At 36.0% G+C, this 12,569-nt stretch carries 7 protein-coding genes and 1 pseudogene; 3 read left to right on the top strand and 5 right to left on the bottom strand.

What is annotated here, in order from left to right:
• Positions 1-155 precede the first annotated feature (155 nt).
• Complete coding sequence (locus tag ABYD77_RS07280; protein WP_372768458.1) at positions 156-626, bottom strand: phosphate-starvation-inducible PsiE family protein; 471 nt, start codon at positions 624-626, stop codon at positions 156-158.
• Positions 627-1,525: 899 nt separating this feature from the next.
• Positions 1,526-2,737: an EAL domain-containing protein gene (locus ABYD77_RS07285; protein ID WP_372768460.1), complete on the bottom strand. Its 1,212-nt coding sequence runs from the start codon at positions 2,735-2,737 to the stop codon at positions 1,526-1,528.
• A 225-nt stretch (positions 2,738-2,962) separates the two neighbouring features.
• On the opposite strand from ABYD77_RS07285, the gene ABYD77_RS07290 reads away from it, so the two are divergent.
• Positions 2,963-5,155: a fasciclin domain-containing protein gene (locus ABYD77_RS07290; RefSeq protein WP_372768461.1), complete on the top strand. Its 2,193-nt coding sequence runs from the start codon at positions 2,963-2,965 to the stop codon at positions 5,153-5,155.
• 364 nt (positions 5,156-5,519) lie between these two features.
• Here ABYD77_RS07290 and ABYD77_RS07295 read toward each other — a convergent pair whose 3' ends face one another.
• From ABYD77_RS07295 to ABYD77_RS07305, 3 genes are all read right to left on the bottom strand, one after another.
• Positions 5,520-9,995 (bottom strand): EAL domain-containing protein, encoded by a 4,476-nt coding sequence (locus ABYD77_RS07295; RefSeq protein ID WP_372768463.1) that lies wholly within the window; start codon positions 9,993-9,995, stop codon positions 5,520-5,522.
• A gap of 812 nt (positions 9,996-10,807) precedes the next feature.
• On the bottom strand, positions 10,808-11,083 hold the full coding sequence (locus ABYD77_RS07300) for a hypothetical protein (RefSeq protein ID WP_372768465.1): 276 nt from the start codon (positions 11,081-11,083) through the stop codon (positions 10,808-10,810).
• Positions 11,084-11,332: 249 nt separating this feature from the next.
• Positions 11,333-11,533: a hypothetical protein gene (locus tag ABYD77_RS07305; RefSeq protein WP_372768467.1), complete on the bottom strand. Its 201-nt coding sequence runs from the start codon at positions 11,531-11,533 to the stop codon at positions 11,333-11,335.
• 127 nt (positions 11,534-11,660) lie between these two features.
• On the opposite strand from ABYD77_RS07305, the gene ABYD77_RS07310 reads away from it, so the two are divergent.
• Together ABYD77_RS07310 and ABYD77_RS07315 are read left to right on the top strand one after the other, a co-directional pair.
• Positions 11,661-12,104, top strand: a complete 444-nt coding sequence (locus ABYD77_RS07310; RefSeq protein WP_372768469.1) for a hypothetical protein — start codon at positions 11,661-11,663, stop codon at positions 12,102-12,104.
• Positions 12,105-12,310: 206 nt separating this feature from the next.
• Positions 12,311-12,448: pseudogene (locus ABYD77_RS07315) on the top strand (HAMP domain-containing protein); the annotation flags it as partial.
• Positions 12,449-12,569 lie beyond the last annotated feature (121 nt).

The following is a 12,569-nucleotide window of genomic DNA, read 5'->3' on the forward strand; positions in this document are numbered from 1 at the left end:
CACGATATAGCTAGCTAAATAGTTGGTCACAGACAATATATAGATACATTACTAACGTACGTTGTTGGCTCTCTTTGAGGATTTCTAAGCTAGGCGTAATATACCTTACTGATTAATAAAAAGAGGCATACAGCCTCTTCATAAGGGTCGCCCTTTTATTCATTTATCCTTACTCTCTTCTTCTCTTTTACTGCTACTAGCCAATAAGTTAAACCCAACGCTAACACCAAACCTGCTGTACTCCAGATATATTCTGGAGCTAATTTACTAAAGTCTAAAACAATGACTTTGCGTGCAATTGCCATTAACGCGGTAGCGATTACTAAGTTTACATGGATAACATCATCTCTCAGATACATCACAATGTTTATAAAAATTTCAATAGCAATTAGCACCGCTAAAAATGCACTAAACACAGCTAATATATCACTAATCGACAATAAAAAATAAGGTGGTGATTTTAATTTGGTATACATCACATAGACCACATCAAGTACGCCCCAAATTATTAAAAGCGTCATTAATAACGCTAACATTTTGACACAAAACCTTATGACTGTATGACAAAAACGAATCGCTTTGTCATCATGACTTGCTTCATCAAAGCCACTGTCGTGCTTTTCCATAGTCACTCCTCCACAACTGGTTGTTAAGCTTATAAAATATTGACTCTACACTTTTATAGTCTTACTTCAATAGCTTGACCAGAATTTATATCCACTATCAAATTAATATCTAAATCATTTGTAAAGCTATCATTATGGCTCACTACAAAATAAGCACATTTGTACTCAGATCGTTCTTTTGCCAATTGCGCTTTAGAGCTTATGTCTAAGTGATCATCAAGTTAATACAGCAATAATCTGTATCGAATTAGCATTGTAATTTGCTTCATTTAAAGCGTTAAAAAATGTTGCCTTACCTGAACCATTTCGACCAACGATGCCAGAAGTGCCGTTTGTATAGTCAGGTTTATATTATTAAATATAACCTTATCGCCCAGTTGCCTAGTGATATTTGAAATAATAATGTGTGGCATAACAGCCTGCCTTTACAAAAGAAAAAAGAGATAAGCGTGATGGCGCTAATTACTGCAATCTGTATATTCAAAAAGCATACATAAAAGTAGAGAGTCGACGTAGTAACGCCCACTAATCCCTAACAGAAAACAAAGTGTTTAAGTTGGATGGGAGTTAGTTGCTCATGTTGGCGTTGATTGCAAAAAGGAAATGATTAATCACCTTGCCCGCTGTAATAACGAATTTCAAGTTATTTAAAGGGCGTTACCAATCTTGCGAATTACATAAAATCGAAGTCAAAAAGTGTACTATTTACTTATAAAAAGACATTCAAAACATTATTTCCGCTGTCAATTTACTTTTTCATAAAACGTTAATCTGGATTACAAGTTTGCTACATAAATTAGGACTTTTAAGGAGCTCTAGTTGCTAACATAATTGGAGCCGATTGTTTACGTCAAAATTTAATTAATCAGATTTTTAATATTTGCCAAACATAAAAAGTTTTATAACGTTGAATTTGCAGTAATTTGCTTCCACTTGGCATACCAACGAATTATTTCATTGATTGGTTTGGGGCGGCATATAAAGAAACCCTGCAATAAAATACTAACTTCACTTTGTTGCAAGTATTCAAGATCCTCTAAATCTTCAACTCCTTCAGCAACCAGTTCAACTTTTTGCTCTTTGGATACATCAATCAACGATTTTACAATCACTTGAGAAAATTTATCTTCATTGATACTTGCAATAAAACTTCGGTCAATTTTAATTTCAGTGAACGGTAACGTTCTCAATTGATTTAAATTTGTAAACCCAGTACCAAAATCATCTAAAGCAATGCCATACCCGTTCATGCGTAAGCGGTTAAGAGTTTCTAATTGTTCAGGCGTTCTTAGCGCGTACTCTTCTGTAACTTCGATTATAAATTTGTTAGGATCTAAGCCATTGACACATAAGATCGTTGCCATTTGCTCTGCGCAAAAACTATCCTGCATTTGTTTGGGCGATAAATTTATAGCGAGCTTAAATTCATGATCAAACAACACTCTCAACTCTGAGTAATGTCGTGCTGCTTTTTCCACCAATTGAAAGGTCACAACATTTTCAACACCGAGTGCTACAGCGGTTGGCAAAAAATGCTGAGGCAAAATAGCGTCTGAATTGCCTGGCTTTACAATGCGTGCAAGTATTTCAAGGCTTTCGACTTTGTTACTAATACTATTAATTTTTGGTTGGTAATAAGGTTCAATTTGTTGGCCCTCAATTGCCTCTATTAACTCTTGTTCTGAAACATATTGAAATAATTGGTGTTTTACAACGTTGAGAGTACTAAGCCGCTCTAACACCATTTCAATTTGCTTGATGCTCACTGGCTTTGAGAGGTTTCCAATTAACCTAACATGATGAATTTTAGCTAAATCGGCAGCCAAAGAAATCACCCGTTCATCCATTTCAGAAACAATAGCAACACCGCCAAGAAAACCTATTTTGCCAAGCTTCCTCAAAAATGCCATTCCATCCAATTCAGGCATGTTTAAATCTGTTAAGATGCAATGAAATGCATTCACATCGTTTTCAATAATGGCAAACGCAAGGCGTGCCGAAGGGAATATTTCGATATTTTGATATCCAAGTCCATTTAACATTGCCTTCATTGTTAATAACATCGTTTTGCTATCATCAACAATAGCAATTTTAATTAAATTCTTTTCCATGTCGCTTTCCTTGCAGTTGTGTAATACCTGGGAAATGCAGACCCAAATATAAGTTTAGTAATAATATAATACATTACAAAAAATCAATTAATACTGTACCTTATATAAGCTTTGATCATAACAATAATTGCCTTTAAATCGTTTAAATTTTGTGATTATTTGATCTCGTTATAATTCATGTGCGTACAAAATCTCGCCAGTTAACTTTCAAAAAGGATCTATAAGGTGAGAAATTTATTAAAAACTGCACTCTTAGTGTCATCACTGCTTGTTGTAACTGGGTGCAATGATGATAACGAACAAAAATCAGACACTCCATCTGAATCTATTGTGACGCCAACATCCATTGTTGATATTGCCGTCAATGATGGTAATTTCACTACGCTTGTATCCGCAATGCAGGCGACAGGTCTGGATCAAACTTTAGCAGATCTAGACAGTCAGTTTACGGTGTTTGCACCAACCGATGCAGCCTTTGAATTACTTCCACAAGGCACTCTTGAAGCATTACTCGAAGAAACAGACACACTCACAGACATTTTAACTTACCATGTCAAATCCGGCGAAATTGACGCATCAGCTGCAATTGCTAACGCTGGAAACAAAGTTGAAATGATTAACGGTGATGCTGTAGGGCTATCGTTAAATGAAGGCTCTTTGCTCATCAACACGGTTAGTGTAACAGCGACAGACATCAAAGCTGATAATGGAATTATCCATGTTATCGATGCCGTTCTTATTCCACCTAAAGACAAAGCATTGCCAACAACAAATATTGTTGACACTGCGATTTCTGCAGGTTCATTTAGTACTTTAGTTAGTGCATTACAAACAACCAACCTTGACTCTGTTCTTGCCGATGAATCAAAAACATACACAGTCTTCGCGCCTACCGACGATGCCTTTGCATTGCTCGGTGAAGATACTATTAACTCGTTGTTAAACAATCCAGAAGTATTAAGTAACATTTTGCTACAGCATGTAGTTCTAGATGAAGTGAACTCTATTTCAGCGTTTACGCTAAATGGGAAAGACGTAGAGACAGCATCCGGTAGCAATGTTCCTGTTACCATTAATTCGGAATCAGACTCCTTAATGTTTGGCGGTGCCAAAATTACAAGCGAAGACATTTATGCCACAAATGGCATTATTCATGTGATTGATGCTGTCATTGTAGGTGATGTAGAGGTGCCTACGCCTTTAGGAAACATTCCAGAGGTGGCATCAAATGCAGGTTCTTTTAATACTTTATTAACGGCTCTTCAAGCAACAGGGTTAGATGCTGTTCTTGCCAATGCAAATACTGATTTTACCGTGTTTGCGCCTACTGATGCTGCATTTTCACAGCTACCAGAAGGAATGCTACAAACTTTATTATCAGATACAAATGCGCTAAAAAATATCTTGTTGTACCACGTTATCTCTGATGCAAAAATAATGTCTGATGGGGCAACTTCAGTTGCAAATAGTGCCAATAACAAAATATTAATGGCAAATAGTCAAATGGCTGCGCTCTCCCTCTCAAGTTCTGGCCTTTACATAAATGCATCAAAAGTATCTACTACTAATATTAATGCAAGTAATGGTGTTATCCATGTAATTGACCAAGTAATCTTACCACCAGCCACCAAACAGCAGTCGACTCAAAATATTGTAGATGTTGCTATAAATGACCCAAATTTTTCGACATTAGTTAGCGCATTACAATCAGCAAACTTGGTAGATGTTTTAGCTGATGAAACTAAAAAATTCACCGTTTTTGCGCCAACAAATGCCGCTTTTGATAAAATTTCTGATGCCACGCTATCAGCTCTACTTGCTGATAACGAAGCACTATCATCCTTGCTATTGCAACATGTAGTTGAAGGTGAGGTTGATTCTGTTTCCGCATATGCCGCAAACGGAAAAGCTGTCAACACACTTGCCAACAATAGCATTACTCTCGATTTAATTAATTATACTGATACCACTAATACTGATTCTGATGAAGTAAGTTACAATGCCGAAATGCAAACACTTGTTGGTGGTAATGGGTCAACAAAACCAGGGTTTTCTATTTATGTTTTTGATAATGACTTAGGACAAGTGGGTAGCGTGTGCAACGATCCCTGTGCTGCAAACTGGCCACCTGTAATTGTCGAAGATGAAATAGTAAATAACTTTAAAGGGCTAAGCCTAGTAACACGTGTAGATGGTAAAAAACAAGCTGCCTTTATGGGGCGCCCATTATACTTCTATTCAAATGACAAGGCCGTTGGTGAAACCAACGGAGACGGTATAAATAACGTTTGGTGGAAAGTCTCCTTGCCTCAAGTTGCCTTACAAGTTCAAGACTCAAATGTCATCACTAAAGACATTTATACAACCAACGGAGTTGTTCATGTTATCGATACAGTGATTACAGAAACACTTAATTAGTTTCCCTTCAAACTGTTGGGCCGAAAGGCCCTTTTTTAAAAATGCTTTTTTGTTCTAATATTGATTCAGTTTTTTTAAACAGTTCTCTGTGTTTTATTTACTAAACTAACCAGCTCGAATGCACATAACTTTTAAGCTTGTTATCCAATTGAAACATGCTAGAAAATATTTGGTACATTGACTATAGGTAGAAATGAAAACAACATGTAAATCCAATTTGACTTAACACTTATTTCAGTAAATTCTCTCTAGAGAAAGCGGTTATGTTAAAACTGCTAAAGACAGAACAAGGCTCTTTCGTTGTAATCACAGACCAAGTTTTTAATTTACCATTGCCTTAATAATTTCATGATAAAGCCAATTTTTAGGCATTTTTACAAGCACTTATTTTGCGTTCAAGCGTTTCTTGAAAATCTTCACTTAAAAAAGCACTTGATGGCACTGGCTTAGCAAAATAGAAGCCTTGTAAGTTGTAACAACCTAAACGTTTCAAAACACTTACTTGAGTTAATTCTTCCACACCCTCAGCAATACAGTACGTACCCAAATTTTTTGCCAACACTGCAATCGTTTGAACAATTGCTTGGTTCGTTTTACTTGCTAGCATTTGACGAATAAAACTTTGGTCGATTTTGATCACATCTATTGGGAATTGATTAATATAAGTTAAGGACGAATAACCTGTTCCAAAATCATCTAAAAAGAGCTTAAACCCTGCATCTTTTAAACGCTGTAATTGTTCTAGAGCATTGGCTGTATCATCAATCAAAATACCTTCTGTGATTTCTAAACGAATTTGCTGTGGAGGCACATTAGTGCTATTCAAGATATTAATAAACGCCTTTACTAAATTTGGCTGTCCAATATGTAATGCGGAAAGGTTGATTGATAGGTATCTGTTTCGATCATTTGATAACCAGTCTCTGAGTTCTAGTGTCGCTTTTTCTAGAGCCAATTCGGTCATAGCTACAATTTGGCCAATTTGCTCGGCAAGTGGAATAAACACACCAGGAGAAATCATCTCATCTTTATTGAACCAACGTAATAAAAGCTCTACACCCACAACTTTTTGCGATTGTGTATTGATAATTGGCTGATAATAGTTAGTTAATTGATTTTGTTTTACTGCATTGATTAACTCATTTTCTAATAAAACGCGATTTCGAGCATCTTTGTTTAATTGTTCGGTATAAAAACGATAACAATTGCGGCCACTGTTTTTCGCGTGGATCATTGCAATATCTGCTTTTTGAATGAGTTCTTCTGTCGTTTCCGCGTCAAATGGATAAAAGGAAATACCTATTGACGAACTAATATTTACTGTATTCCCGTTAATAATATAGGGCTTTTCTAGTTGTTTATTAAGCTCGTTAGCGTAATGACTCACTTCTTCAGGTGATACCACATCCTCGATCAAAATAATAAATTCATCACCACTTTGACGACCTACACTATGTTCTTCCCCTACCACTTTCGTCATGCGCTTAGCGACTTGAATTAGTAATCTATCACCCACACTGTGGCCCAGTGAATCATTCACTTGCTTAAAGCGGTCTAAATCAATGAACAAAACAGCGACCACTTTGTTTTTTGCATGTAGTATGGCCTGTTCAATACGATCGTTTATTAAGCTGCGGTTTGCCAATTGAGTCAAATGGTCAAAATTTGCCATCTGCGTAAGTTTTTGTTCAACAACTTTTTGCTGAGTGAGGTCTGTTACTACAACAACGTAATTTGTAATACTACCCTCACCTATTGTTGAAATCGAGAGCAATACGTCTATGCGTTCATTATCAAATTGCCATACTTCTTCTCGACGAAGATGCTGACCAACTTTCAATTTACTTAACTGTTCCCGATATTCAGCCTGTTTATTTATATCAAATAAGCCTATCAGGGTTTCCTGATCAGCATCTTGACCATTTTTTGAAAAACGTTTATTGAAAGCTTCATTAGACGCTACTAACTGAAATTGACTATCGAGAATAATCAACCACTCGTTCATTTTGCGAAGTGCTTCACCGTAAAGTCGCGCTTGCAATTCTTTGTTTTTAGTGTCGCTAATATTAGTATATGTGCCTGTGTAAACAAGACTTCCATCAGAGTCAGTCTCTTTGGAAAGTTTACCCATATCGCGGTACCACACCCATTCACCACTTTTCGAGCGCATTCGATAGGTGACATCCCAAAGCTTGGATTTACCGTTTGAAAATGCCTGCCACTCGTTATCCAAACGTCTGCGGTCGTCGGGATGAATGAGTGTCATATGGTCATGCAAACTACCATCGGTGTCTTTACCATAGCCTAAGTCAGACATCCGTTCTTGATATAAATGGTGGCTTTGGCTGTTATACACCCAAACGCCGCTATTACTTGCTTCTAAAGCTAAACGAGCACGTTCTTTGGCAGCAACAGACTCTTCGTGAAGTTCTTGCAAAATATGTTGTTGTCTGACACGTCGTAAGTAAATAGCCACAAAGCTCAAAATTAAAACTAACAAGTAAAAAATAATGGCAAAGGGCGATGTCCAAGGATTGTATTTTACAACAAAATTAAAGCTTTCCGGTTTTCCCAAGACACCCGATGCGACTGAATATGCCGCGACTTTAAAGGTATAATTGCCAGGCAGCAAGCGCGTAAATTCGATATTATTCTTGCTGTAATTATCATACCTCACATGGCTCGGCCCTTCGAGTTCTAAGAGGTATTTGGTTTGTTTTTGATTCGCGAAATCAAAGTTTGAAAAATGAAATTTTAAACCGAAATCATCATGTTCGAGGCTGAATTCATCATCTAAGGCATTTACTATTGACAATTTTTGGTTGCGCGACTTCACCTCTAAATCAAGTAACTTAACAGGTTTATCGTTACTAACCTTTTCAATTTCACTTGCATTAAACAAAATAATGCCCGCAGGTGTCGTAAATGCAATACGACCATCTTTTAATTTATGTGGTGCGCTGTAAACCTCATCACTAATTAAACCTTGTTCATGATTATATTGATTTATACTGTCAAGAGACTTGTCGTATTTCAACAAACCACTTTGCGAACCTATCCACACAGTATTGTTATCTGTAGCAGTAATACTGAACACCCGATTATCCGACAACCCGTTGGCGAAGGTGATTTCTTTGTGTATTCGGAATTTATCATCAAGTGCTAAAACACCATGTGCATTGTAGGCCATCCACACAATGCCATCGGCATCACGCACCCAATCTGCGACAAATTTGAAATCATGAACTTGATAATTCTCAAGCTGATGGATCAATCGATAACTATCTTCTTGATAGTTATAATGGTAAATCTCACCACCTACTCGATAAAGTACTCCTGTATCATCAACAAAACTCTTCATAAAACCAATTGATAGATCGGTATCAAAGTTCTTATCTAAATTGACAAGTGGTTTAAGGCTATTATTTTTAGTATCAATAATATAATGCCCTTTATAACTTACAAAAATTAGGCGATCGTTATCGAGGGAATAAATGCCATAAGGGTAAAGTTCTGCAAATTCTTTATTTAATTCTGCGGATAAGTTGGTTGGAACAACAACCTCATTTACGGTGTCAAACAGAGTTAATCCATCTGAGTGCCGTAACCAAACTTTACCATCGCCTGCATCAAAAATATTAAAAATAAAATGCTTACCCCATTTATTTTTAGGGTTATCTTCAACAAAAAAATGTTTTGTCTCTTTTGTTGATATATCGAGTTTAGTTAGCCCATTTTCTGTGCCAATCCACAAAACTCCCGGTTCGACTTCGATGAAATCGTTCACAACAGAATTTGACAAATCTACACCTGAAGCTTTACTAAAACTGGAAAATTTTTGCAGATCAGGGTGCCAGTAATAGACCCCCTTAGATTCAGAGGCCAGCCAAAGAAGACCACTGTCATCTTGAAATATATCCTTGATTGCATTGTTACTAACTAGTGGATGACGCTGAGAAAATTGTGCCAAGAGATTCAGGTCTAATGAAATGGGATCAAAACGGTACAATCCTTTTTCTGATGCAATATAAAAAGCATTAGCATTACGAACAACTCCCCAAATATTTAAATTTGAAATAAGTGTTCTTGGCTTAGCAACATCTTCATTTGGTTTAAAAACATATAAACCTTCTACCGTTCCAACAAGTAATCCAAGACGATAATCCCAAGATAAATACTTTACATTGCTATTGTCATCGGTATCAGTAATGTCTGATGGTTTGTGTTGAATAAGACTAGCACCTCCAGTTTCAATGTGGTATGCATACAGTCCTTTTGAGGTTCCAACATAAATATAATCATCTTTATGATACAAACTTCTAATTAAATCAGGTGTTTCGCTCAGCGAGAATTGAATTTTGAGTTGCTTAGAACTAGCTTCATATAAAACTAAATGACGGCCAATCGCCAACCACAGTTTACCATCTATCTCGATAGCATACTCGACACTTAAATATTCATCTTTAGCTTCTGTTAGTTTGCCATCATAAAAGCGAAATGCATTAAGTGTGACAGGATCAATAAAATAAGCACCTGTAATGTAAGTGCTTACCAACAAATTACCATTAGCAAGTGTTGTTAATGAGATAATGCCATCATTAGCAAAGACATTATCAGGCCCATTAATTTTCTCAAACTCATAGCCATCGAAGCGATTAAGGCCATAATCCGTAGCAACCCACAAATAACCATGATCATCTTGGACTGTTTGATTCACATAACTTTGAGAGAGGCCATCCTCAACTGAGTAGTTTTTAAGATAACGGCTGTACTCAGCAGAATAGGCACTACTATGCGCAAGTACTAGCAATAAACAAAAAGAAAAGATTTTATGAAACAAAAATTATATCCTAGCCCCATGAATCCATTCGGATAAAAAAGAAACGAACCAGCTATCACTGCAGTTGTTTCACAATTTAGTGTAAAACACAAATATACTCTTAAAAAGAAATAAATGATCATTTTGAAAATGTTTTTTCAAAATAAAATAAATTTTTATGTCAACTATGTACCAGCCTAACATATTGAATCAATTAGCTATAGCTGTTCTATCCAGTTTGCAAATAAAATAATACAATCTAACTAATGGTGACATAACTCACTGATAAGAATTCCTCAAATAAATCACCCTATTTTTCGGATTAACTCCTTTCGTGATATCGCTTTCTTTTATTGTTTCAAAACATCCTTTATTGCGCTCTTTTTTCCATTAAAACTGCGTTGTCAATTCTCTAATTTTAGGATAAATTCCCAACAGGCCATAGATATAACCTTACAATTAAGTGTGTTGCTTTTATAGGATTATTAAAATAAACCTAAATGCTCTCAACGATAGCAATCGCCAAACTAATTATAAATACACTGTTTAACAATACTCATTTACACCTTGAATCAACAGACAATTATCACAAAACCCACCTATACTGTATATGCAATAGCAGAGATAAATAACTATAGCAGCTGATTCAATTCAGTTAGACGCACAAAGATAGTATGTAACCAACAATCCTCACTCTTTAACAAGGTGGTTTCGTTTTAATGCTTCAATGCATAAGTTATAGCCTAAATCTATCATTTCTGCAGCTTTATCGAATTCCAACTTCGTGCGGGCATTTCTGCTGACTTCAATTGAAATATCTGGTGGGTGGGCTGCTAATTTGCGGCGGCTAAATGAGATTGCATAGCATCAAAAGCTTTATTTGCCACCTCATATGCACCAAGCTTATTGACTTCGTTATCGTCTTTTTCAAACTTTAGAGAAGCAATAAAACGCGAAATCGCTGAGCTATCATTATGTTCCGCTAGCGCTTCCATTGACTCGGGTGCCGTTGACCTCTCACTGCCGAGATTCACCGCAATTTTTAGTTCCGTATTGTCATTAAAAGTCGGTACAATAGGCACAGGGTTTAGCACGCCACTATCAATCAAAATTTGATTGTTTCGTTTATCGCTGTAAAGAATAAAGGAAGCGAAATAGATGCGCGAATAGCATCAAAAAGCAAACCAGAATTAAGCCAAACCTCTTTTCCATTCAGTATGTCAGAAGCGACGGCTGTATAAGCAATAGGCAATTCATCAATGGTTATATCCCCTACCATTTTTTAAGGTGTTTATGATTTTATCGCCCTTTACTAATTCATTATTACCCCATGCCAAATCAAGCAATGAAATAATATCTTATTTATCTATTGTTAAGGTCCATTCTTCAAATTCAGATAACCTCCCAGCAGCATAAATCCCACCAATTAGTGATCCAATAGAGCAATCTGAGATTGAACAAATTTCAAATTGATTGTCTTCCTGTGCCTTAATCACACCAATATGAGCTAGCCCTCTCGCACAGCCACTACCTAAAATCAAGGATATTTTTCTTTTCATTGTTATTTACCAATTTATGTAAACATTTCTAGTAATACTTAAATTTCAATGCCGATACAATAAAGTGAGCTAAACTAATCAGTTAGCTAGTATTTATTACCGTTATTTCATTATTTGGACTGCACATATGAGCACATTGTTATCAAATATTTCTGTTCGAAACAAAATCAATATTTTATCAGGTGCACTGTTATCTGTATTGATTTCCTTTGCAGCATTTGAAATTCATAAATTAAGTACAATAAAAATCAACTTCGAAACATACACTGCTGTTGCTGTGGCATTAGAGGTAACCACGCTAAAAATAAATCGGGATATTAATTATGTTTCGCGTTTAAATCGCAGCATTATGCTGAGTGATAACTACCAAGAAAACTTAGGAAACATGCGTAATCGTATAAAATCAATAGAAACACTTTTTAATAACCTAGAGTCAGTTATAGAGAGAGCGCCTTCGATTGACAACAAGTTAGCACAGATGGTTAGTCAATCTAAAAAATCCACAAAACATTTTTTAAACGAAAGTTTACTTTTAGTTCAAACCTTATCATCAAACTCTTCGAGTGAATAATTAACAAATGCATGGAAATCTTATAAGTCCAATTTAAGCCCTTTAGCAGCTCGCTAAAGAGATGAATTTTCGACACTTATTGACTCAATAGATGCAAAAAAAATAACATAAAAAGCACAACAACAGAGAGTATCGACTCTTCTATTACAGCTAGTCTTTATTTCGCAATTATTGTAACAGCGATAGCAATATTTTTAAGTTGGTTAATCACCAATAATATCATTGCTCCACTAACAAAATTACGAACATCCATAAATGAAATAGCATCATCTAATGATTTAACGAAGCCAACAAATTTAGTCTCACGTGATGAATTAGGCACAGTAAGTCAAGCATTCGACTCGTTAATAGGTAGTTTCCACAAGACACTACAACAAGTCATAAATGCAAGCGAGCAAGTGCGCATCTCATCAAGTTTACTAGCGCAGTCGAGTGATAATACAAACGCACTTATTAACGAACAGC

It is taken from the genome of Pseudoalteromonas sp., from assembly GCF_041629635.1.
GTDB lineage: Bacteria > Pseudomonadota > Gammaproteobacteria > Enterobacterales > Alteromonadaceae > Pseudoalteromonas.

What these genes read in the sequence shown, in the direction of transcription:
- ABYD77_RS07280 (WP_372768458.1), bottom strand. Translation starts at nt 626, where the DNA reads ATGGAAAAGCACGACAGTGGCTTTGATGAAGCAAGTCATGATGACAAA.
- ABYD77_RS07285 (WP_372768460.1), bottom strand. Translation starts at nt 2,737, where the DNA reads ATGGAAAAGAATTTAATTAAAATTGCTATTGTTGATGATAGCAAAACG.
- ABYD77_RS07310 (WP_372768469.1), top strand. Translation starts at nt 11,661, where the DNA reads ATGAGCACATTGTTATCAAATATTTCTGTTCGAAACAAAATCAATATT.
- ABYD77_RS07305 (WP_372768467.1), bottom strand. Translation starts at nt 11,533, where the DNA reads ATGAAAAGAAAAATATCCTTGATTTTAGGTAGTGGCTGTGCGAGAGGG.